The organism is Paenibacillus uliginis N3/975 (assembly GCF_900177425.1).
Taxonomy (GTDB): Bacteria; Bacillota; Bacilli; order Paenibacillales; family Paenibacillaceae; genus Paenibacillus_AQ; species Paenibacillus_AQ uliginis.
The window spans coordinates 354,036-379,508 of record NZ_LT840184.1 but is presented as its reverse complement, the minus strand read 5'-3'; the positions used below and the strand labels follow the sequence as shown (position 1 = coordinate 379,508).

Below are 25,473 nucleotides of genomic sequence, written 5' to 3'. Positions count from 1 at the left end.
GCATAGATCCTTTGATACCCCTAGATTAACTTATATTAGTCCTTGCGTCCATATTTTACAGGAAAAATATTACGTATTTATCCCTTATTCTATCAAGAACGTGCCCAAGTCAGACTATACACTTCTACCAAGATTCCTTGTACCTCCCCAGCGGCCTTTAGCTCTTTGGAACAAGCATTCACGGTGCTGCCCGTTGTATAGATATCATCTATTAATAATATTCGTATTGGAAATGCACTGTCCGTTGGGACTTGGAATGCTCGCTGGGGAGAACTTATATATGTATGGTTTGCTTGAAAGTCTAGTATTTCTCCCGCTTCCGGTATGCAGCGAAAAATCCCCTCCATATCTTTCAATCGATCCATCCGGCTCTTGAAACTCTGTTTGTCTGTATGCCGATCGCGCCGGAGCAATTCGGCATATGGCAGCTTACAGGCAGCGGCCAAGCCGCGCGCCAGCACCTCTGCTTGGTTAAAGCCCCTTTCCTTGAGTCTCGTCTCACTGACTGGAACCGATGTAACGAGTTGGATACGCCAGTGCAAACCTGACTTTTTACTAGTCTCATGTGATGATATAAACTGCCATCTCTTTTGTGCCTCTCGCTGCAACTGACGGTACGCCCGCTCCAACATGCCGATCAAAAGTGAAGCATACGACTCGTTCCCACGGTATTTATACTGTGCCAACCACTCCCTCATATCGGCGTTATAAGCTGCTGCACTTCGGTTACATACAAAATGCCACGGTCCAGCGCTCTCACGAGTACAATCTGGACAACCGATATGTCTTCCACAGTACATACATCTTGGATTCGTAATCCACGGAATCGATAGGTAACACGTTCTGCATAATCCGAGGTGTTCACGTGACAAAGCTGTCGTTCTACCGCAAGTAAGGCACTTCTGCCCGGATGCTACCAGCATTCGGTGAAATGGCCCCAGAATTCGGTCCAGCGTATCCATTAGCATGATTATTGGCCTCCTAAGCTCTCACTCAAACCTTCAAATAATTACCCTTCCTGGCAATCCGGTTCATTCGCTTGATCTGGTTCACAGCCGAGCGCTGACACCGTGTCCATTGAGGTGAGCCAAATACAACCTTCCCCGCAGGATCATCCTTGGAACGGCCAGCCCGACCGGCCATTTGAATCAGCGCCGCTTCATCAAAGAGATCACTGTCTGCATCCACGATAAATACGTCACTTTTAGGCACAGTGACACCGCGCTCCAATATCGTAGTTGTTACAAGCAGACGAATATCACGGTTCCGAAACGACATCACTTTATTTCCTCTGTCGGGATCCACAGAAGATGTCCCCTCTATCGTAATCTCCGAAAAATAGCGGCGTAACAGTTGCAAAAACGAATCAATATGACGGATGCGCGAAACGAATAAAAAGACTTGGGCTCCCCGGCTAATAGAGATCTTTAGCTCACGCACCAGATTTGAAGGAAGACTCTTCTGAGTCAGACAACGCTGGACAGAGGGGATTTTGAGAGGCTTCGGCACAGGCAGGGGATGACCGTGAAAACGTGCGGGTACTTTGGCGTGAGGCAGTCTCCCTGCAGCCGCCTCACGCTGTAGCTTCGAGGGCGGGGTCGCGGACAGGTAGATATATTTGCCGCCTGGCTTACAGGCCCCCTTGGCGGCATAATCAAGCATCGGATCGTTATGATACGGAAAAGCATCGATCTCATCAATGACAACCAGATCAAAAGCGTAGCGGAAACGCAGCAGCTGATGTGTCGTCGCCAAGGTAATGCTGCCTCGCTTCCAGCGATCAGGACTGCCTCCATATAGCGTCACTATGCTCTCACTCGGAAAGGCGGTGGCCAGCCGGGGTGCCAGTTCCAGCACCACGTCTCTTCTAGGCGCCGCCACCAGCACCCGCCCGCCCGCATCCAGTACGGATTGAAGCAGCGGGAAAATCATTTCGGTCTTCCCGGCGCCCGTCACCGCCCAGATCAGGAAGCGGGCGGCCGCGGAGCCCGCCTCCGGCGGCTCCGCCAAAAACCGCAGCGCGGCGCCTGCAGCGACGCCTTGCGCTGCGCTCAGCCCCCACCGGCCCAAGGCCTCGGTGGGGGAACCCCCGGCCGTGCCACGCACGGCCGGTTGCGCTGCGCCCTGCAGCAGCAGCGCACAAGAGCGGCTGCGCCCCATCGCGAGGCAGGCCTCGCAATAGGCGCAAGCCGCCGAGCCGCACGTGGCGCATGCCGTGCGGCTAAGGGCCTCGCTGCCGCAGCGCCGGCAGCGAAGGGCCATTGCCCGGCTGCGGCGCAGCCAGCCGGGCTTCTCCCGCGGGGCGGGCTGTGCCAGCCCCGCATTCAGGCGCAGGCGGCCCAGCAGGCAGCCAAGCTGGGCCGCGGCAAGCCAGCCGACGGACAAGTCCATTCCACCATGTGGTCGAGCGGCATCATGCGACGCCGCACCGCGTTCTGGAGGCTTCACACAGTCAGAAGCCTCCTCCAGCAAAGCCTCCACCTCGCCGGCCAGCAGTGCCCGTCCTTGCAGTAGTTCCCCTAACTCCTCCACTTGCACAAGCAGCCTATCCCACACGATAGAATCCTCAAACCCGGTATTTACTCCATCTATATTCCCGGACGTCCACATCACCATATCATTAGCCTTGCCTAACAGCTGTTCTTCCTGACCTTGCGGCTCTGCGGCTAAATGCACAGCCAGAGATCGCAGCACATATGCACGCCATTCCTTTAATCCCCAGCCATCCATCACCCTCTCTCCACGAAACCTCTCCCTCAAGCTGACTGCCCAGCCCAATGGCAAACTCCAGGCTAACAGGACAAACCATTCTGCTGATTGTTTGTTCTCCTCAACCGAAGGTAACCCGTCATACCTCCTATTCCCCTCTAACATCACCCGATCCTCAGCAACCTGCCTTAATGGTGAGGTTGCAATATGTTGACGGTCAGTCGCCTGCCGCCGTCGTCGATCACCGTCAAACGACGTCGAACTGCGCTCTGGGAGTTTCGCGTAATATGTATCTCCACCTTTTAGTCCCCTGACTCTCTTCAATTCCTGCTCTTTCCCCCCACCTAACAGCCACCACTGCACATCTACTCGGACATCCAACGATACCTCAATTCTCCAAACCCCCATACTCTTCACCGCATACAAAGCTGCCTGCAACAGACATCCTCCTTTCCACCTCTATTACTAGCCATACAAGTCCCAATACAGTGTGACTTTTCATAACGAAGGTCGTGTACAAAAAGCTTGCCTTTCATCTTCTACAGATATAAAAAATGAAAGAAAAATATCAGTATCACATGCGCCGCTTCCCGCCACCGCTTGTCCTTATTTCTCGCACCGCACGCAGCTCCCAACGCGGTGAGTGGTGTTGCATGACGCCGATCGACCACATGTATAAAATAACGAAAACTCTCGGACTCCAATCCACAATAAGTTATTAAGTAACTAATCGCTGTCAATCGATAGTGGTTAAATGCACGGCCACACCGATGTTCGGGAGCTACGCGAGGTACGAAAATACGAGACAAGCCCCGAGCGGCACATATTGCCGGACTGACATTCCGCTATTCGCTGCATTGGACGAGTTTTGCAATCTTTTTCGGACTGAGAAGCCGCTATTTCCTCAAAACATGCCCGATTTCGCTTGAATAGGTACAAATAACGTCCTCTCAGTCCGCCACTTCACTCTAATAGACGAAATTACTCAATATAACGGAACGTGAGTCCGCTCGCATGCTTCGGCTTCATACCCAATGGAACCATTGCCTATCACCTGGCACCTCGCCCCTCCCAACGCAAAAAAGCACCCTCCTCTCCCTGTAAAGGTTGGAGTGTGCTTCACGCCATAACATCTATAGCCCGGAAAAAAAAGCCGACATAACCACTTTCCTGCCGCCTAACCCTGTACATAGGGGATTCGGACAGCCTCACTTGGGATTCGCAGATCAATGCGAATAAAATGTTCATCACTTTCGGAAGTTATCTTCTTCATACCCTTGTTCGCGTCCTCATCTGAATTCAACTCGCCAACATGCAGCTCTATTCCAGACAAGTTCACCAATCTGTGCACAATTACCATCGTATCATCATCCGACCGGTCATCAAGGACGGTGACGCGCACCCGCGTCCCGCTTAGCAGGGCATACAGTGAAAGGGCTCTCAAGTACCATTCCACCTGCCGCTCATGGTTGGACGTAATCAGCTCATAATGCATCCGTGAACGCCGGTTCGGTGATCCTCCACGATGCCGACGGGCATGCAGGATGTGTACCAACGCCACTGCGATCCCGTATATGGCCAGTATCCACAGTAAATGGGCAACCATGAGACTCACCTCCTTCTCTTACCGACAGTATATGCCGAAAAAAGAAAAGCGGTGACAGGATGACCTGAAGCCCGCACATTAGCCCCAGGTCACGGCACTAATCTGACTCCTCAAAAAAACACAAAAGGAACCGCCATATCCTGGCGATTCCCTCCCCCATGTGTACAGCCGTGTCCGTGCTTCGGACGGCGGCTTACAGTGTCACCCAGCCATATTTGATGGAGTTGATAACCGCTTGCGTGCGATCGTCGACCTCCATCTTTTGCAAAATGCTGCTGACGTGGTTTTTTACGGTTTTTTCACTAATGAATAGGTATTCCCCGATCATCTTATTGCTCTTACCCTCAGCCATCAGACGAAGCACTTCAGCTTCGCGGCGTGTCAACGGGTTATTCTCCCCAGCGACAAATTTAACGCCAGCTTCACGTGTACCGCCTTCTGCCATAGCTCCGGCTTCATTCACGTAAGTCATGCGGCGAAGCTGCTGGATAAGCTTACCCGTTACTTTCGGATGAATGAAGGCATAGCCCTCGTGAACGGAGCGGATCGCATTGATCAGCGATTCAGCTTCCATATCCTTCAGCAAATATCCATTTGCTCCTTTACGGAGCGTCTCAAACACATAGCTCTCATCATCATGAATGGAAAGAATAATAACTTTAATCTCCGGGAATAACTCACGCAGTTTCTCGGTAGCCTGCACGCCATTCTCCGTAGGCATATTGATGTCCATCAGAACGATGTCCGGCTTAATCTGATTGCAGAATTCCAGCACCTGAATGCCGTCTCCACATTCACCGATGACGTCAATGTCATCCTCCATATTTAAAATACGTTTAAGCCCTTCACGGAAAAGCTGATGGTCATCTGCTAAAAGCACTTTAATGACCGGATTTTCATTCTCGAAATTTTCCATTCTGTTACTCCTTTCTCTTCTCTACGTTCGTCGGGATATGGATAATGATCTTTGTACCTTGATTCTCAGCTGATTCAATTTCCATTCTCCCTTCGAGCAGTTCGACCCTCTCCCGCATGCCGATTAACCCAAAGTGATCCTTGCTCTTCTGTTCCAGTAATTCAACCTTGAATCCTAGTCCGTTGTCTTGTACGACGATTTTAACCATTTGCGCCTGGTATGTAAGTTCCACTAGCACATATGTCGGGTAAGCATGTTTGGCCGCATTTGTAAGTGCTTCCTGCACCAACCGGTAGATGGCCGCCTCCATCGCAGAAGAGAGACGATGCTCCTTGCCACGTGTTTCAAACAACATGCGGATTTTGGTTTTCTCTTCAAAATCATGCACGTATTTACGGAGTGTGGGGATAAGCCCCAAATCATCGAGTGCCATTGGACGCAGATTAAAGATAACTTTGCGCATTTCTTCAAGGCTGGATCGGACCTGCCCCTTCAAATCTACTATTTCGTCCTGCACCATCTTAAATTCCTGCTTAACAAGCATTCTTTCTACAATTTCCGTCCTAAGAACCAGATTAGCCAGCAGCTGTGCCGGTCCATCATGGATTTCACGTGCAATGCGCTTGCGTTCTTCCTCTTGAGCCAAAATAATCTTCAACCCAATAACCTGACGATTCTTGGCGGACTCGATAATTCGAGACACCTGTCCGAGTTCCCCTGACAAGTATTCTAACACTACCCCCATTTGCGATCCGATGGATTCCGCTCGTTCCACCGAGCTCTCGACACTGCGAGCCCGCTTTTGGAGCTCGTCGCGTCTTGCTTTCAAGTACATTTCCTTCTCGCGATAAATCATGAGATCAAGCTGAAGTTGCGTTGCCTTCTCGTACGCCTGCTTGATGTCCTCTTCCTTATACCGGACAAAATCCCGGCTGACTTCCGTCAACCGGATCCGGGAACGGCGGTAGTTCAGTTCCAACTGGTCTACCTTCTCCAAGGTTTCCGTCGTTTCTTTCAATACCTGCTGCAGCTCCTGATTGAGAGACACGAGCTCATCGCGCGATGTCTCCAATATTTCAAACATCTGGTATTTGCTGTCTTCCATCACTTGGATGGCGTTCTTTATGACACGGTCGATGGCATCAGCTTGATAATCCACGCACTCTACTCCATTTCTAACGTTTCATACACACATCATACCATATCATGATTTGATCGTAACGGTCTTCGTGTTCTTGTCCCATTTTACATTAAGGCCCAATTGCTCTGAAACGAGGCGAAGAGGGACCAAAGTCCTACCGCCAGAGATGATAGGTGCGACTGCAGCTGATATCCGCTTGCCGTTTAAGACAAAATCCTTCTTGCCAACCGTAAGATCCATCAGCTTTCCGCCGCGAAGTACAGTTACACGCTGAGCTGATGAGTTCCACTTGGCCTGACCGCCGAAGGCGTCCAGCACATGTTTGATCGGAACATATGTTGTACCGTTTTTCAGGATTGGAGCCGAATCAATAGCTACTTTTTTGCCGTTCATCGTTAACGACTTCTGACCGATTGTCATGACCGCTGTACCCGTTGGCAACCCTGCATCACTCGACAGCGCAGGCATCGTAAATCGGATATCGTCAAAAGATACCGAACCGGTCAATGCACGCTCATCCTGTCCTTCCTCCACGTTGACTACATACATTCTTTTCAACTGTGCTGGGAAAGCAATGTTATAACCGCTCAGATCAATACTGAGTGTTTTCCAGCCGGTCCAATCGATCACTTTGGCCAAGTCAACATATACGGTCTTGCCGTTGTTGTCTTTTAACTCCGCGCGGAGCCAGTTTAGACTATTATCCCCTTCCACGTCAAGCGTCATGGCTGTCGCCGCTGCCGGGATCGTTTTGCCTGTAGAGTTGTTTAACTGGGCGTAGGCGTACACTTTCTGCCCAATTCCACCGTTCATATCGTAATCCAGTTTCAAAACTTTGGAATTTGCATGAGTGCCGCTTCCCTTCACAACCGATGCGTTTCCGGTTACCCCGGACACATTCGTTGTAAAGTTAATCGGATAGCTTACATTTTCAAAATTCTCCCATGTGCTCTCCCCTGCTGCTGAGAGGATAACAACGGTGCTGAACCCGTCATAACGGGCGATAGCGTATCCTACTTTCGTATTCGTATTTACAGATGATACGGTCAAACGGCCGTCCGTTACTTTACCATTAAAACCGATAAATTCCCACTTGAGCGCGCTACCCGGAACCTCGATGCTCTTTCCGTTGTTCAACGTGGCTGTTATAGGCACAGAAACGGTTGTTCCTGCTGCTAATGGTGCTGCTGCCGTACCGACCTTCAGGGATGCTACATCGCCTCCACCAAGCACCTGCACCTGCATGGTTGCTTTAGCGTTTCCGCTAACAGCAGTTACCGTCGAAGTTCCTGATGACACTGCTTTAACGTTCTGTCCACTCACCTTTATGTTACCATTACTGGACTTCCAAGTCGGATTCACAGACTGCATGTCAACCGGGTTATAGTACGTATCATAGCCTTTCAGTTGATAAGAGCCCGTCTGCCCGATTAATAGAGTCGTGTCCCCGCTAACCTTAAAGCCCTTCAACGAACCTTTAGGTGCCGTAGAGAATACTCCAAGCGCATTGACGATACTGCGCTGAGCCGTACCATACTCCGTGTTAAACGTTAAAGTTGTGTTCATCTCAGCCAATGGACGGTTAACCATCGTTGTCGATCCACCGCCATCCAGGTTAAGTCCCTTCCATACGCCAATTTGGGTCATGAAACTCTGCAGCTGGCCGAGTGACATGCCTGCGCTTCCGCTATGTTTTTCTGTAGCAATCAGATAAGCATATCGGCCATCTTTGGAATAGCCCACTGCTGTACGCGCACGATAACCACCGATGCTGCTGACGTCCCGTGAGAATGATGCTGCTTTACCGTCATTTACCAGAATGGTATGCCCGCCAATCATGATCTGAAGAGATTCCGGATTAATCTGTTTCCCGGTTTTCTTGGAGACTAATGAATAATCAGCCGTAAGTTTTTGTCCTACCTCCAGATTATTTTTCACAAAATTGGCCGCTGTGCCATGTGTCCGCAAAATAAAGCTTCCTTCCGGAATGGACTTCTGGATGCTGGCTTTATCCGAGATCTCTGTAATGACTCCATCCTTTACCATAACTTCAGTTGGTGTGGTCGAGCTGTTTGTCGGACGCTCTACTGCTTTCCACGCACTTGTATATATATAGGCTGCATTCAAATGACTGAAAGTGGAAGACGTTCCTTCCGGTACATAAGCCGATTTGTTCATACCTGCAAGCGTAAATTTCTCACCATTCTCCGCGGTAAAGCTGCCAGAGAACGTAAATTCATCCACCATCGGCGTGCCGTCTTTAGTCACTGCAAATGCGTACATTCCCTTCAGCACTGACGGTGTTGACATGAGCAAACCACCGGATACTTGTCCTCCCATAGGAGCACCTTGTGCACCGGTATTGAAAAAATCACCATTGATCGCCGCGACTGCGCCGTTTTCCTTCGCCATCCCGCCTGTGCTCTGTCTCGTCGTAAAGTAACCTTCTTTACCTGTCATCACGTCCAGCTTCACGTTAGGGTTCTTCAAATCTACTCGAATGACGTTAGCGAGTGACTTCTGTGAGCCTGTTGTGAATTGGTAATTCATAAGAATTGCACCAGATGTAATAATTTCTTCACTTAACTTTTTAGCTGATGATGACGCTGCTTCTACTACCGAAGAAGATAGTGGCCCATTCAGCACCGGAATTCCATTTCCAAGGACCGGACCAATCCAAATGACACCAGCAAGTGTAATGACCAACCATTTTTTCCCCGAATGACCTCTTTGTGACGGATTCAACTCTTCCTTACGCATCATGATTATTGTAACTCTCCCATCTATAGTCCTAGCAACTCTACTGCAGAACGTTTTAAGTCTCTAATTAATAGACTGTTTTTAAGAGGAAAAGTTACGAAAAAAGTCCAATAATCTACTGGATTCGCATGATTATTCTTGGTTTTGTACCAAATTACAACATGTTGAAACTTGTAACTACTGGATGACTCTACCGAAAACAAAAAAAGCTGATACCTGAGATCAGATATCAGCTTCTATATAAATGTTTTACTAGTAATTGTTGCTTCATGATCCGGATATTGCTTAGGTCCCGAATCTTGTTTGAATGAATCGTTATATACTTAGATGCCTGCTTGAGCTTTCAAAACATCTATCTTGTCCACTTGTTCCCAAGGAAGCTCAACATCCGTACGTCCAAAGTGTCCATAGGCTGCAGTCTGCTTGTAAATCGGACGGCGAAGGTCCAGCATACGGATAATGCCTGCCGGACGCAGGTCGAAGTTGTTACGAACCAATTCAACCAGTGTCTCTTCGCTTACTTTACCTGTACCATAAGTATCTACACTGATCGAGACAGGGTTAGCTACACCGATCGCATAGGCAAGCTGAATTTCGCACTTATCAGCCAAACCAGCTGCTACCAGGTTCTTAGCTACGTAGCGAGCCGCGTAAGCTGCAGAACGGTCGACTTTTGTAGGATCCTTACCGGAGAAAGCACCGCCGCCATGACGAGCATAGCCGCCATACGTGTCAACGATGATCTTACGACCGGTTAGACCGGCATCACCTTGAGGTCCGCCAATTACGAAACGGCCTGTCGGGTTAATGAAATATTTGGTTTCTTCATCAAGAAGTTCCGCAGGAACGACTGGAAGAATAACTTGTTCTTTAATATCTTTCTGGATTTGCTCCAGAGTAGCTTCTTCTGCATGCTGTGTCGATACAACGATAGTATCTACACGCACTGGTTTGTTACCATCATATTCAATCGTAACCTGCGTTTTGCCATCCGGACGAAGATAGTCCAGTGTACCGTCTTTACGCACTTCCGACAAGCGGCGTGCAATACGGTGGGACAACGCGATTGGAAGTGGCATCAATTCAGGTGTTTCGTTGGTAGCAAAACCGAACATCAGACCTTGGTCACCTGCGCCAATGTTCTCGGTTTCCTGATCCACTTGGGAAGGGTCACGATTCTCCAGTGCAGCGTTTACCCCTTGTGCGATATCTGCTGACTGCTCGTTAAGCGATGTCAACACGGCACAGGTATTGTAATCAAAACCGTATTTTGCACGGGTATACCCGATCTCCTTCACGGTATTTCTTACGATGGACGGGATGTCCACATATTCGGATTTCGTGCTGATTTCACCAATGACCAACACCAGACCTGTAGCTACGGACACTTCACATGCAACCCGTGCATTGGGATCGTTGGCCAAAAAAGCGTCGAGTACCGCGTCGGAAATCTGATCGCAGATTTTATCCGGATGTCCTTCAGTTACGGACTCAGAAGTAAATAAACGTCGCCCTGTTACAGACATGAGATCAACCTCCCATATGGATAGTATGTTGTATAAGAAGAGGTCCTACACAAAAAATGAACCTTTTCCGATTGGAAAAGGTTTGAATGTACAATCCTCAACATGCATATTAACTTATTTGAAACCTGGTGTCAATCCAGTTTCCAAGCCATTTTTCAAGGATTTTCGTGAATTTTCTTTACATTTACATACGGCGAAATATTCATGTAATGAGTACTTTTTTTCTGTGGAAAAATACTACAGCTGACCGAACATGCTTTGCTCAGCTTGTCGAACCAGACGCTTCGTAATTTCTCCGCCTACAGAGCCATTTTCACGAGACGTTATATGTCCCCAGCCAGGACGGCGAGACGACGAATTTCCACCAATAGCCCCCAGTTCGGAGCCAAACTCAGTATCAGCTCCATATGAGCTGCTGCCATGACCCATATTCAAACCAAACTCTGCAGCAATCTCATATTTCATCTGATTCAACATATGACGGCTTTCCGGTACAACCTGTCGATTATTACGTCTACTATTAGCCATTTCAATGCACCTCCTGCAATGTTGTTTACAGAAGTATTATTTGTGTTCTTTTCCGTGCATACACGTATAAAACGTTGTCACATCTGGCAATAATTTGAGTAGAACTACTTAATGGTGTAACCACCGCGGACCATGACAATCAGATTGCTTGTCTGCCCTTCTTTTACCTGTATTCCCCGACCTTCACGCGGGAAAGAAAGCAGATGGTTCTTAGGCGCCGTTTCACCATTTAACAGGTCTTTGCCATCGGTTAGGTCTGCAACGCCGCTAGCGACTTCTGTGTAGATCACAGCATTACCTGAGCGAACAATGAACTCCGTTCCTGCATCGGCAATCAGAATCTTACCTGGTTTCAGCGCAACGTTCTTAACTTCATCAGCACCTTGGGATGGCTGAGTTGGATTTGTAGGATTTGTTGGGTTCGTAGACCCTCCACCACCGCCATTCAGCGCTTGCTGAATTTGTTGGTCAACGTAGCTTTTGGTGACGACCGGGTCGTCAGTGGTACCTGGGGTGGTCCCTGCGCCGGTTGCGGTGTTGTTGTAGGTTGCACCAATCCATATGCCAGCTCCAATCGTCAGCGCCGCCAAGCCAACCTTCAAATAAGGTTTCATGTAATCTGTTCCTCCTAAAGTTATCTATGCTACTTAACTATAAAGAAAACACTCGAGCTGAACAACCCTACTGTAGGTAAGGCTGAGGATATTTCCTTTGATGAATTAAAAAAACACACTGGAGAACATTATGTTCTCCAGTGTGTCAAAGCTTAGATGCTAAGCTTTATTTTAGTTAGTCGATTTTAGTACTTAATAGTACCTTTCAAATCAACAGTAATACCATTTTCTTTCAGAACAACACTAGCAGTCAGCTCTCCACCATTAATGGTAGCTTCCTTAGGAACTACTACTGTGAAGGAATTTCCGTCAGCAGCCAATTCTGCATTATAATAAGTTGTTCCTTTATTAGTAGCAATCGAAACTTTACCATTAACGATGTTATTCAGAGTCTTACCCACTTTAACAGTCAATGTAGAAGTTGCTTCATTATATGTTGTGTCTGTAACGCTTACTGGTTCAACAGCTGGTGCAGCAGGTGCAGCTACATTAAACTCATCAGATTCAAGGGCTTTAGTAGTTGAACCTTGGGCTACAATGTACTGAGCATCCTTGCGAACTTTTACTGAAATTGGAGGATTATCTTGAAGCAGTTTAGCATCAGTAAGTGTGATTACCACGCTGCCCTTACCATCATTAGCATAACTAGTTTTATAGTCAGTTACAGGAATGATTGGATTATTAGTCTTTGAAAGATCTCTAAGAATGAAGTCATTTTTCAGATCTGCAACTTCACTTACAGAGTCAACATAAGTTGAGAATGTAACCGTGAACGAAGCGCCTACTCTGTTCGTAACTCCAGTCAATTTAGGTGCAACAACATTTTTAACTGTCATTACAGCATTGCCGGACAAGTTAAGCTTGTTGTTAGAATAAGTTTCGATGGAGTTGTTAGCAAACAGGGTGATTGTTGCACCAGTATGCTCATCACTTGTTTTCAATGTTACTTTGTTTCCATCTACTTTTACTTCTGATGGGTAGGAACCATTGACAGTGAAATCACTAGAGGAAGCATGAGCAATTACATTAGTGAATTCAAGTTCAAAAGTCTTAGCATCCTTTTGTTTTGCTCCAGTCCATGTCAGCTGGTTTTTAGCTGCTTGAAGTGTTTCATTAATCCAAGCCACGTTTTGACCAGTTTTGGATTTAAGACCAGAAGCCAACACTTTTTTAACAGTACCATTCTCACCAAATGTCACTCTAGTTCCGTTAATGAATTCTGGGAACTGAAGAACTACCGATTTACCACCGTTTACTGCAGAAGGTACAACTTCGCTTGGCAAAGCGATCTGTTGTACATCGCCACCGTTCTTTTGGAACTCGATGTAGTAGTTAGCTTTGTTTTGGGTAGTGGTAATATCCATTTCTTTGCCAAAGTGCAAAGAAAGCTTACGGGTTGAATCATTCCAGTCGTAGTTAGAGAACTGAGTCAAATTAGCATTATCAGCAGCTACGAATGTACCATCGTATTCAACCATAGTGTTTTGCAGCGCAGTTCTGTCTTTTACATCTTTAACCTTCAGATCGTAAGTACCTTCAAGTTTACTGAAGAAGCTAACATAGAAGATTTTGTTTGATGCATCAGCAGCAACTACAGTATTCACAGGAATAACGTCGCTACCTTTTTTAACAGTGAAGTACTTTTTGTCAGCAGCATCTACTGCTTTGTCAAAACGAACTGTCAGTGTATCTTTTCTGTCAACGCCAAATGTAGTTTCAAGTACACGTGGTTGTACCAGATCAATACTTGCTGTAACTTTGTGTTCTTTCACTGGGTTTACGTTACCAGAGTAGTCTTTAACTTCAACGAAGAGGTTTGTTTCGTATCCTGGCAGACGATTTGAAGTAAAGTCAACTTCATACACATTTGCAGCGATTTGAGTTGCTTTACCTTTTTTCTTACTGTCGCCAGACTTCCAATAGAAGCTATCTTCTGTTACAGAAGCAGGATCGATTTCTTCGTCGAACGTTATAGTTACCTTTTCCAAAGTAGCGGAAATTTCAGTAACCTTAGGACCTTCAGTATCTACAGCAACAGTGAAGTCTTTAGTGTCAGCCAAAGATTTCAATCCTGCATAGTCTTCAACCAGGGAAGTTGTCAGCTTGTGAGCGCCAACAGAGATTCCACCTGTGTAGTCTTTCAGGATAACTTCTCTTTGGTTAGGGCCTTGTGTTACAGTGCCACTAAACATTTTGTCATCCAGTTGGAAGTTGCTGCTGGATGGAGCGATAACAGGCTCGGAGAAAGTCACTTTGATAACTTTAGTTCCGAGAGCTTTTACTTCAGTTACTGTTGGCAGCGTGTTGTCGGACGATGAGAAAGACACTTCACCTTGCGGGATTGTAGCGCCTTGCTCGCCTTTAACATTCTTCACAACAATTTTGTATGTTGTTCCTTGTACGAATTTGCTGGATTCGTTCAACAGGATACGTGCAGTTTTGCCATCTTCCAATACAGTAATGGATTTGATTCCTTTAGAGTTGGAATCGATGACATAGTTGTTTTTGTCAGTAGCGGACGCTTTTTCAACTTTACCGTCAAATACAACGTCAACTTCTTTCAAGTTAGTGGAAGTTGCGGATTCAACTTTAGTTGCAGAAGTTACAACCCAAGTTACGTTATGCGTGTACTCATAGTTGTTATGAGTGAATTTAACATCAGTTGCAGTGTTAGCTTTCAGTGCAGTTTCAAGTTCTACTTTAACAAGTTCGTTGTTAGCAAGTTTGAACTCAACTACTTTACCGCTCTCTTTAACTTCGTAGGAAACTACTTTTGGTTTCTGCTGTTGAATGTGAATTTCGTAAGCAGTGTCAACCAATTGTGCTCTTGTAGCGTTAGCTTTAGCGTTCACGCTAGGTTCGATGATTTTTGCATCGATTGCTGCTTGAACATAACCTTTAGCCCAGTCGGATGCGTTGTTGTTAGGGTTAGCTGGCACTTCAAGTTTCAGTGCACGAACCAATACCGCAGCCATTTCTTGAACAGTTACTTTACCTTTGTAGTCAAAGATTTTCTTAGTTTCGTTCTTACCTTGCATCAGTCCTGCAGCGTAAACTGCTTCGATGTAAGGTGTAGCCCAGTACGATTCTGTATATCCTTTGTCTTTAAAAGACACTTGGCCTTTGATTGGCTCCAGGCCCATCAAGTTAGCAACCACTTTCGCGAACTCAGCGCGATTCATGTCTTTATCAAGGCCAGCAGAACCATCTGCGTAACCAGTCATAATCTTCGCTTCTTTAAGAACGTCAAACTTTTGTTGGGATGTAAGTGCAGCGTCACCGAATGCAACAGAAGCAAACATGGAGAATGCCATTGCTGTAGACAGTGCTACGGATAAAATTTTCTTCATAACCTTTTTTTCTCCTCCTTGAATCATCTCTTGATTATTTTCTTTAAATTGATAGCTCGTGTTACTCATTAGCCGTACACCTCCTTTCCCGAGTTGAGCAGAAATCATATAAATGATGTCTGTGACGGGTATCACAGAAACCGGTTAACAATAGAACATTGCAAACTAGAGTAGATTCCTATAATCCTACCTAGGTATTATACAATGAGTACCCAGAACCGTAAAGAACATTTTTCTAATTTATAGACAAGTTTCTTCATTCGGTACTTATTGGTTTCTCATTGGGTTCTACATCTTAAACGTTTGCCAGCGGAAAAAGTTGCGGATGTTTCCAAGTTTTTTTAAATTTTTTTAAAAAAGTTTATATAAAAGGCTCAAATTGAGCGTAACAACGCCAATTCGTGGCATAAGAACAAAAAAAGACGCCTTTCGGCGTCTGTGTCATATTCTAGCGAATTTTCATAGCGAGCTGGATAACCCGGGCACGCATTTGAGGATCATCATTCAGCTTATCATACATCAATTCGATCTCAACTTTATTGTCACGGTAAGTCTTCTCATGTTTAATCGTAACGTGTGACCATTGGATTAACGCATTCTCTGCCAACGTCAGTTCATTGAACGCATCGTGAAAGCCAGTTTCCAGAACCAGACCTTCCATGATCTCCTGAGTAATCTCATCATGGACACCGCGGGCAAGCTCAATCTTCTTCTCCATGACCTTGGCTTTATCTTCAAACTGAGTCTTAGCCTTCATATAGTCCAGTTGCGCTTTCGATAAAATCGGCTTCATAAATTCGTCTTCACCCTCTAAAAAATAGTATGTACTTTCGTTATTGTATCGTATTCTACATCAAATTACAAAGAATTGTAAATGGAAAGGGATTACTGTCATAAAAATACTGCCCTATCCTGACGGATAGGGCAGTCCTGTGTAATCTGTGTTAACTCAGGTTTTTAGGGAAAACATTAGTGCTCTTCTTCAGCAGCTCAACGGCAATTTTACCGGCTTCCGCACGGGTCAGATTGCCTTTCGGATTGAAGCTGTACTGCGGTTTCTTCTGTCCCGGCGGCGTGGATGCCGAGCCCTCCATGATCTTGGCTTTGGACACAGCCATAACGGCAGGACGGGCATATTTATCGACTTTTCCGGAATCAACAAAGGCTTTGGCCAATGAAGCATCAAGCTTAGCATCGTTGTTAGCTAATTTCAGCTTCAGAGCACGGGCAATCATTACTGCTGCTTGTTCACGTGTCAGCGGCTGATCCGGACCAAATACTCCATCCGTCAGACCTGTCACAATGCCCGCTCTTGCTGCTGTCTCAATGCTGTCGTAATCCCACGTTGCGGAACGCGCACCCGGCACAAGATCCACAAACGTACGATTTTCGTCCGAGTTTATTGGAAGACTCAGTCCTTTAACGAGCAGCGTTGCAAATTCCCCTCTAGTCGTATGATCGTCTGTACCGAACTGTTCAAAACGCAAGTTGTTCATAAACCCTTTAGAATACAAACCATTCAAAATATTGCGCGCCCAGTTATGATTCGTTATATCATTATAGCCGCGACTTAACTTCATTACTTTATAATAACCGAATTCGTCAAACGGAACGGTTACCGTATGATTCCGCATGTCAACTTCCCCGCCTATGTTTTGCCATTCGCGTTTTGACGTATAGCGATATACGGTTATCGTTGTACCGGCTGCATCTACCACATTAGGGTTAAAAGACAAGGTCAAGGTCCCGCGTTTCGACGGAGTAATCTTCCGCTCTGCAGGAGTCTGCGGATCACCGAACAATCCTTCCACCGAATAAGGCGCTAGCCCATTCGTTCTAGGCGTATAGTTGGCTGAACCCATATCACCAGCTTCTCCCAGTCCGCCGCTAATCCAGTATACCTGCGAGACTCGACTAAAGTTACTCGATTGAGCTGTCGAGCCAAAGTTCAGTAAATATTCATCCGGTATGCTCCACGACGGAATGCCGCTGTTTTCTCCTGTTCCTGGAAACCCGATGACGTTGCCGTAATCATTCCGGCGTTCAACAATTCCGGTTATCGGCTCTGCAATCCCAAACAGAAGCTTGGTATCAGGGTAGTACTTTGCGATTCCTCTTGTATCCGTGCTCTGCATTACCGTCCCTTTAGGAAAGCTAAGCTGCAGTTCCTTATTAAAGACGGTATACTTTGTCGCTACTTTTGGAGCCATAAATTGTGCATCCACACCTACGGTTCCTGTATAAAATACTTCGATAGTGTCCGTAACTTTTGTACCTGCCCGATTGATGGTAATTTTAATCTTGTTGGATTTATCCTGTTTCAGTCCAACATAATCGTACACAAAGCGGTCCTTCCCTAGATCCGTACGTTTCACGGCCGGATCCTTGCCTATGAGTACCTCTGTTGCTCCCTCTGCTTCAATATCAAAGCGAACAAAGTTCTTATTAACTACGATTTGTTTACCGACTGTTGGTTGAGGAGAAAGAATTCGATATGCACTTACCTCACGAACCAATTCCAATCGCTGGGTTGTCTTGGCTCCGGTCTCATTTATTAATTCCAGAGTGTACACATGGGTACCCGGTGCATTCGCAGTGAGATCCTGAACCCGCATAATGAAGTCGTTCTGGTTCCCTGCGAAATCATACGAATACCGATCCCCTGCAAAAGTAACCGTTTCATTCTGCGTTGAGGTCACCGGTAGATCGACAGACAGGATATTCTTGGTGCCTATGTTCAGATTCATCTTGACGGCTCCACTACCTCGCAGAACCAGGTCATACGTATTCAGGCTTGTTGTATACTTGTTATCGTTGTAAATAAACTCAGGAGTTAAATTAAAGATCTGTTTCAACTGAGGATCATCCGAGCTGAACTCTCTAGGCGGAAAGCTTGGGCGGTCTTTGCCCAATGCCGGCTGAAAGTTCTTGACCGTGGATACATTGTTATCCACAATATAGATCCGCAACTCCTTCCGGATCTCCCGGGCTTGACCCTTCTCGTCCTTTCCTGTTCCGGTCAGAATAATCTTGTTCTCTCCGAATACCAACGGCCCGTCAGTCATCGAAATGTTCAGATTGATATGGAATGCACCGGTGGCTGTGTTCAGCCACGTAGGATCGAGATTCTCGGAAGCGTTTGTTGACTTTTCTTTTTTACCGTTAACGAAAACTTCAGCGAGAAAGTAGCTACTGCTGATCGTATCTTCAAAGTCAATATACTGACCCTTGACTGCCAGTGAATTGCCACTTCCCGAATCGAGCGTATACGTCTGTCCATCGATTAGATTTTCAACATAAATATAGTTCTTGGATGCAAAGGAAATGGTAGCGTCCTTGTACGCGGTCGAACCGTTATAGTTAAAGCGTACCGTCTGGTTACCGTTCTTCAACCCAACGACTTTGTAGACATGACTCGTATCGGATTTGGACGCAACATATTCTATTCTGATTGGGCTTGTTCCAAGCGGAAGATAGTTAGCCGTCAAACCGGTCAGCGGATCCGGTCTGCCGTTCGTGGTAACCAAGATGTAGAAATCCCCCGAATTCACCTTCGCTCCGTTCAGCGGCTCGCCTGCCGGGAGGTTGTCGATGTTGCCTCCTTCATATCCTTTGAGATATTTCAGGTCGGTAATGACCGTCTGCCCTCTCATAAATTGAAAGTCCATCCGTTTGTTGACCGTCTTGGTGCCGTAGGTTACGGATAAGGTATGATTCTGATCAACCAGAACCGCGCCGTTCGCATCCTTTTTAAAAGCCACATCATTAATGTCAAAAGATACCAGCCAATATGAAGGTGTATTATCCTTAACGTTCGGAATAAAAGTTTCTTCCGTGAACACAGGTGTCACCTTGGTATCGTTGACCTTAATCTCGGCACTTTCACTAAATTTCGTTTTGTTTTCATCCTGAGGAATCAACATCTGCACATGAACCTTCGTGCTCTCTCTATCCTCGGTAAAGACCGGCTGCACGCCAAGCATACTTTGAGCATTGCCGATCGAATCCACCAGGTCGAGCTTCACGACCGGATTCTTCTCATCGAAATAGAATAAAGAGTAGTTAAATGTGAGTGAGTCTGAACCATTCTGCGCGACCAGCTTAAGATTGTTCACACCCGGGTTCAGTTTAAGCTGTGGCGAGAAGAAGCTGCCGTCCTGCAGCAGCGATGTTGACAACGCCTGACCGCCATTGATTGATACTGTCACCTTTGTAGTGTTCATGGCTTTACCCTGCAGGGTAATCTCTTGCCGGTTCACGACAATCTGAGCACCTTCATTTAAATCCAGATTATCCGAACCCCCGAGGACCTGGAGCTTCTCCACGTAAGGGACTTGATCAAACAGAACATAAAACGTCTCGGAACGTTCAACTTGTCCCTGTTGACCCGTAAATGTAATTCGGTTCATGCCCGGATAGAGGGTAACGTTTGCTTTGAAACGCTGATCCGGTCTTTCTGTGTCGAGTGTAACGACTGCCGGTGAAACACGGGCCGGATCTTCAACCCACCGATTGTTAGTCTGATCCCAGTTCAGCAGTTGGACGTTAGCTCCCAGTGTGGAATCGGTAACCATCCTGTACGTTCCAGTAATGGTCTGCTGTGATTCTGTTACTTTGTATACTTTATCTCTGGCTATCTGATTGGGTCCAGGCGTCAGTGTCAAATCAACCGTATTTCGCAGTTCGGAAATATCCGGAGTGAAATAACTAGTCGGCTTATCTGCCGCCGATGCGACTGGTGTAAGCCCTGCCGGTATTAACGATACAACCAGAGCCACCATCATCAGCCAAATAATCGGCTTCTTCGTACGCTGCATTAAATCATCTCTCCTCTGTAAAGTCAGATAAGTCTTATATCGGCACCTATCACGCCATATTTTAGAAAAAATCACAAAAAAGCCTCACCCTTTTTGGGTGAGGCTGCTTGTACACATTTTGTGCAAGTGTATGAAATGATTTTACGATAACAGGAAACATCTCTATAAATAGTAAATCGTCAGGCTGTAGCGCTTATTATTTCGTCCGGGACTCCGCGTTCGTCTTCACACGCAACCGGTTAATCAATCCGAGCAACGGACGCTTGGTCTTGCCAACCAATCCGATAACCTCAGCACCGATCTGCATAAAGAACATCATAATACAGATAACTACAAAAGTGACCCAGTTCGCTTCATGCATGGCCGCCGAGGACTGAATAACAGCCAGCACACCAAAGAATCCAGAGATCCCATAAATAACCAACACGGTCTGACGATGGCTAAAGCCAAGTTCGCGCAGGCAGTGATGCAAATGCCCTTTATCCGGAGCAAAGATCGGCTTCTTCTGAATCTTCCGACGAATGATCGCAAAGAAAGTATCCGACAAAGGCACACCGATAATGATCAGCGGCGTAATGAAGGAGACAATCGCGATCTGCTTAAAACCAAGCAGGGACAGCATGGCCAGACTGAAACCAAGGAACAACGAGCCTGCATCCCCCATAAAGATCTTGGCCGGATGGAAGTTAAAGAATAGAAATCCTATAATTGCACCAAGCAAGAGCAGACAGATCAATGCTACTGTCGTGTTGCCCATCAAGAAGGACATGACCAGAATGGTGCCGATGGCAATAGCGGAGACGCCGGCTGCCAGACCATCCAGTCCGTCAATCAGGTTAATAGCGTTCGTTACACCGACAATCCAAAAAATCGTAAGCGGGATAGATATCCAGCTTTCCAGCATTGAATAACTGTCCTGGAAAGGTATATTAACAAAATCAACAGTAATATTAAATCCAAATACGACGACACACGCTGCAACAATCTGAGCCAAAAACTTTACTTTTGCTGACAGCTGAAAGCGGTCATCCAATGCTCCGATCAGCACGATCATGGATCCGCCAATCAGAAATGCCTTCAGAAAATTCGCATCGCGCACGGACAGACTTTCCGGAATAAAAGGGAGCACGGCGATCAATCCAAGGACAAAAGCCAGATAAATTCCTAATCCGCCCAGCCGGGGCATGATTCGTGTATGCACTTTCCGGGCATCAGGAACGTCCACAGCGCCAACCTTTATCGCGAATTTCTTCACGAGCGGTGTCAAGAACAGAGCGAGTACTAAAGACACGACAAACCCGATGATGTATATCGTTACCATGTAATCATTCAACCCCCAATATTGTCTACCGTGTTGAATTATACTCCCTTCGCAACCGAAAACCAATGCCAATTTCCGGCGATTTCCCGGATTTTCCTCACAAAATTGAGTTAATTAGTTAGTTTTAGTGACTTTTTCTTTCTCGCGCAGCACTTTAACTGCGAATTTCGGGAGCGCAAGCATTCTTTTGAACCGGGTTGGTTCCTTCAGTAAACGATAAAACCATTCCAGCCGCAGCTTTTGGAATACCTTGGGGGCCCGCTTGGACTTACCCGAAATAATATCAAAACTGCCGCCAACACCCATCATGACAGGTACACCGAGACGTTCCTTGTAACGGGCAATCCATGGCTCCTGTGTGTCAGCCCCACGGGCAACAAACAGTAAATCAGGAGATACCGCTCTTATACCTTCAATGACCTCATCATCTTGTTCCGGTCCAAAAAAACCATCACGATAGCCGGCAATAATAGCTGCCGGATATTGCATTTGTAACCGCTCGGCTGCTTCCTGAATCACTTCAGGCGTTGTTCCAAGCAAGTAGAACTTCCATCTATAGTTTTCTCCGACTTTCATCAATTCATGTAACATGTCAAATCCGGTAACACGTTCCGTAAGCGGATCACCGCCTACCCCCGCTGCCCATACGATACCGGAACCGTCAGGAACAATCAAATCAGCGTTTTGCATCATTTTCTTATATTCCGGATCATCCAATGCAGCCATCACCATAATCGGATTAGCAGTAATCACCTGATGTGGACGGCCGGAAATGACCGCTTCCGTCAAGTGTTTTACCGTATCATTCATATTCAGCTTGGAAAAAGGTATACCGAAAATTGAAACGCTCGGAATCGTAGTTGTCTGCTTCACACTATCACCTTCTGTTACCTAGATATTCAACAATGTGCCTGGCAGGAAGCTGAGCTTCCAGCTTGAGCTGTGCAATCTGAGCTTCATGTTCTTCTTTCCATGCCTTCGAGCCATCCAGCAGTGTTGTCATGTGCCGAGTAAGATCCGCGGGAACAAGAGATTCACTGCTCCCTATGGCTGCACTATGGAGTCGATTCAGAAAATGATCGATCTTCGGATCATACGATATTCCAATGAGCGGTACTCTCTGGTTAGCTGCATAGATTAGGCTGTGCAGCCGCATGCCTAGAATCAACTGACAACGGCTTACCTCACGAAGCATGTCCTGAGGCTGCTGCTCTTCCCGGTAGAAACTTATTACTCCGCCGTATGATGTAATATCACCCATCCTGTCGGTAATATACCGGGAAGCTTCTTCATCATCCGGCTTATGAAACGGAAGGAACCGAAGATGCACAGGCCGTTTTCTCATCAGTTCCTTCAGGCCATCAGCTATAGCGTTCAGCTCCCGGCGTTCCGGATCCCAGAAGCGGACGGAGATTCCGATAACAGGAAGCTCGCCATTGTGTTGTTTAATCGCTTCATCTGCAGCTTCCATTTCAACGTCGTTATCCTCTAATAAACTGCCTTCAACGGATGCATCACCATCCGCTTGATCTACAAGCGATTGATCCACTGATGTTATACCCTCAGGCAGCGGCAGGCCCATGACAGGATCAGGTACAACGTGGATGTCCTCAGCACGAATTCCCATCGACTGGAGAAGCTCGCCCGATTGAACATCCCTAACCGATATATAAGAACATTTCCGGAATACGGATCGTATCATCGGATTAAATATCTTGCGGTTTACAGGACCAACGCCTTGTGCGTATACAAAGGTTGGTTTCCGCAGCCACTGTGCCATTTTAATAATGGCCAGATAATAGGGAATCGTCTTCGGACTTGTTGCATCCTGCAGCAGACTGCCGCCTCCGCTAATTAATCCATCACTTTCCTTAATAGCCCGTCTAACTTCGCCCAGCTGCATTCGGTGCACTGAACGTACACCGTACATCTTCGAGGTCCATTCAGGGTCGATGGAAAGCACGACAGGCTCAATCATGATACCTGCCGCCTTTCCCTGTTCTTCCAGAGCCGTCAGAATGGACTTTAGTACTGCTTCATCGCCACTGTTCTTAAATCCGTAATACCCGGAAATGACTATTGTCTTAGAAGTGGAGACCATCTTTTCCAGATCCTTTCCGCGATTTGCCATACATAGATAGCAATCAGACCAATAATTAATCCGAGCACAAGACCGAGTAGGCCCCGAACCGTCGAAATGTAAATCGGTGAATGAATATGTGTGAACGTTCCTACGATAGACAATTGACCCATAGCGCCGACAATGAGCAGATAGGCCGCGTGACGGTATTTAAAGGACAAGAACAGACCGAGCAGCATGATCGGGTGAGCCAGCAGGAATTCTTTATTCCGCGGACGGACACCGATTGTGTTCTCAAGGAATGAACGGAATGCCATTTCAATCGAAGATACAGATCCCGCATTACCTGTACGGCTCAAATAGTACATTCCAATAACACCTAAAACACCGGCAGCGATAACCCATAATAATGTGATTGGCGTCTTGAGCAGCTTTATCACACCACCTCGGGTTGCGTTTCCGCCGCGATACAGCAGCACATACACAGCCGTTAATGCCATCGGAGCCAAAGCCAACAGGTTAACCCCGCGGAACTGATCCAGCACCAGCATGTAAGTTACATTGTTAAGCAGCGCGATTACGAGCGGCACGGCTGCAAGTGAAAGAATAGTTGTCTTGAAGAACAGCACAATCGCGTGTGTCACTCGTCTTCCAACGCTCATATCCGGCAAAGATTGGTTGCTGTTTACTTTTCTTATTGCGAGTATCATGGCAACCGTAGGTCCGCTGATCGAAGTTGCCAAAGCCAAGGCCTGTTCCATCATTTCTGGTCTCAGCACGTACAGACCGGCACTTCCAATTAATCCGATAACAAAGGCCGGAATCGCCAGGAAAGGAATAAAATAAGAAATCATTAGTGAAATTAGTGCAATAGCACCAACCACAGCCACAGCTTTGAAGTAACGCTGCATGGAGGAATCAGCTACCTGGAACGCCTCAGCTTGTCCGATGGTAAAGCCATTCTCCTGAATATCCTTAATCGCATTGCCCGGTTCCGTCAAGCTCTCGATCAGGTTATCCATCGGATCCGTAATCGAAGCTGTTGTTGTATCTCTGAGCGGTTCAGCGTTCAAGTAAAACATCCGAATGTTCCGGTCTTTGGATGCCAAAACAAAGCGGTCACTAATGACTTCCACTTCCAGCGTTGCATCTCTCTCGCTGAGGGAGTATAGACGTGCTACGTTATAATCCGTTAAATAGGCAAGTGTAGTGAAGCCTTTTTGTGGTTTCTTAATATTTTCGATCGCCGTAAGCCCGATGTTATGCTCGTTCAGCAGCTCTCCAAAGGCTTTCAGACTTTCCATTTCCTCATCATCACTAAAGCCTTTAACCGAATCACCGTCGAACAACAGGCGTTTGACCCCATTGTCGGCAAAATAGGCTATGAGTTTTTCCATATACGCTTGATCATACGGTGTACTGTCCGACAAACGCGGCACAATGGCAAAGCCTTTATCCCGAAGCATTTTCATCGTAATCGGGTCTGGAGACATCGGCTTCAACACAGCATTCGATCTAGGTGTCTCCAGAATCAACCCCTCAGCATCGTTGTAGGTCCATGGACGAACCGAAATGCCCAGTCTCGTAAATGTCTCTTCAATCAAAGGTTTGATATGGGTTACGCTATCCTCATTGTTAAAGGCAACGTACGTATAATTCTCGTTAGGGGAGATGACCTTTCCTGTCAGATCGGCCACTTGCTGCCCGTCGTATAGCGTGATCCGCCGTGACTTAACGAACTCATCTAGCGTACTTTCAAATAAAGCCATGCTACCGACACCGGCCTGCTTCAACCGGTCTAGCTGCTCTGCTATATAATCCTGCGGACGCGTCCGGTATACGGAAATATCCACCAAGTCACGATAATCAAACACAAACTCGACATTTTTGGATGTCGATTCCGTTTGTAAGCGGTCATAGCCTACAGGCAGGGCGGCCGCAACGCCCAGAACAACCAGAATCCACAGCCACTTGCGGGCGGCCATATTCCAGCGTTTCCAATTCTGATACACGAAAGTTCCTCCTCATTGAACTTACGGGATTCCTCCGCCTCTGAACATCAAGTGCGAAAGAATCCCGGTCGTTTAAATCTCTATTATTTATTC

16 protein-coding genes are annotated in these 25,473 nt (G+C 46.8%); all 16 read right to left on the bottom strand.

Annotated features, from left to right (window positions below; all coding sequences use genetic code 11):
- Positions 1-92: 92 nt before the first annotated feature.
- On the bottom strand, positions 93-968 hold the full coding sequence (locus B9N86_RS01675; protein WP_208917484.1) for a ComFC family protein: 876 nt from the start codon (positions 966-968) through the stop codon (positions 93-95).
- Positions 969-993: 25 nt separating this feature from the next.
- A complete protein-coding gene (locus B9N86_RS01670; RefSeq protein ID WP_208920042.1) occupies positions 994-2,874 on the bottom strand; it encodes an ATP-dependent helicase ComFA in 1,881 nt (626 codons plus the stop codon).
- 1,012 nt (positions 2,875-3,886) lie between these two features.
- The gene (locus B9N86_RS01665) at positions 3,887-4,315 is read right to left on the bottom strand and encodes a hypothetical protein (RefSeq protein WP_208917483.1); all 429 of its coding nucleotides are present in this window, start codon (positions 4,313-4,315) and stop codon (positions 3,887-3,889) included.
- A gap of 193 nt (positions 4,316-4,508) precedes the next feature.
- Complete coding sequence (locus B9N86_RS01660) at positions 4,509-5,231, bottom strand: response regulator (protein ID WP_208917482.1); 723 nt, start codon at positions 5,229-5,231, stop codon at positions 4,509-4,511.
- 4 nt (positions 5,232-5,235) lie between these two features.
- Positions 5,236-6,390 carry a sensor histidine kinase gene (locus B9N86_RS01655; protein ID WP_208917481.1) on the bottom strand — a complete coding sequence of 385 codons (1,155 nt, stop codon included), beginning with the start codon at positions 6,388-6,390 and terminating at the stop codon, positions 5,236-5,238.
- 45 nt (positions 6,391-6,435) lie between these two features.
- Positions 6,436-9,135: a stalk domain-containing protein gene (locus tag B9N86_RS01650; protein WP_208917480.1), complete on the bottom strand. Its 2,700-nt coding sequence runs from the start codon at positions 9,133-9,135 to the stop codon at positions 6,436-6,438.
- A 320-nt stretch (positions 9,136-9,455) separates the two neighbouring features.
- Entirely contained in the window at positions 9,456-10,658 is a 1,203-nt protein-coding gene (gene metK / locus B9N86_RS01645) for a methionine adenosyltransferase (RefSeq protein WP_208917479.1), read from the bottom strand.
- A 237-nt stretch (positions 10,659-10,895) separates the two neighbouring features.
- The gene (locus B9N86_RS01640; protein WP_208917478.1) at positions 10,896-11,186 is read right to left on the bottom strand and encodes an alpha/beta-type small acid-soluble spore protein; all 291 of its coding nucleotides are present in this window, start codon (positions 11,184-11,186) and stop codon (positions 10,896-10,898) included.
- Positions 11,187-11,290: 104 nt separating this feature from the next.
- Positions 11,291-11,800, bottom strand: a complete 510-nt coding sequence (locus B9N86_RS01635; protein ID WP_208917477.1) for a hypothetical protein — start codon at positions 11,798-11,800, stop codon at positions 11,291-11,293.
- 185 nt (positions 11,801-11,985) lie between these two features.
- Entirely contained in the window at positions 11,986-15,219 is a 3,234-nt protein-coding gene (locus B9N86_RS01630; protein ID WP_208917476.1) for an S-layer homology domain-containing protein, read from the bottom strand.
- A 379-nt stretch (positions 15,220-15,598) separates the two neighbouring features.
- Entirely contained in the window at positions 15,599-15,943 is a 345-nt protein-coding gene (locus B9N86_RS01625; protein WP_208917475.1) for a hypothetical protein, read from the bottom strand.
- Positions 15,944-16,094: 151 nt separating this feature from the next.
- Positions 16,095-19,967: an S-layer homology domain-containing protein gene (locus B9N86_RS01620; RefSeq protein WP_208917474.1), complete on the bottom strand. Its 3,873-nt coding sequence runs from the start codon at positions 19,965-19,967 to the stop codon at positions 16,095-16,097.
- Between the two features lie 196 nt (positions 19,968-20,163).
- Entirely contained in the window at positions 20,164-21,288 is a 1,125-nt protein-coding gene (locus tag B9N86_RS01615; RefSeq protein ID WP_208917473.1) for a glycosyltransferase family 4 protein, read from the bottom strand.
- A 114-nt stretch (positions 21,289-21,402) separates the two neighbouring features.
- The gene (locus B9N86_RS01610) at positions 21,403-22,161 is read right to left on the bottom strand and encodes a WecB/TagA/CpsF family glycosyltransferase (protein WP_208917472.1); all 759 of its coding nucleotides are present in this window, start codon (positions 22,159-22,161) and stop codon (positions 21,403-21,405) included.
- A 4-nt stretch (positions 22,162-22,165) separates the two neighbouring features.
- Complete coding sequence (gene csaB / locus B9N86_RS01605; protein WP_208920041.1) at positions 22,166-23,389, bottom strand: polysaccharide pyruvyl transferase CsaB; 1,224 nt, start codon at positions 23,387-23,389, stop codon at positions 22,166-22,168.
- Positions 23,365-25,380: a DUF5693 family protein gene (locus tag B9N86_RS01600; protein ID WP_208917471.1), complete on the bottom strand. Its 2,016-nt coding sequence runs from the start codon at positions 25,378-25,380 to the stop codon at positions 23,365-23,367. The genes csaB and B9N86_RS01600 overlap by 25 nt, the downstream gene beginning before the upstream one ends.
- Positions 25,381-25,473 lie beyond the last annotated feature (93 nt).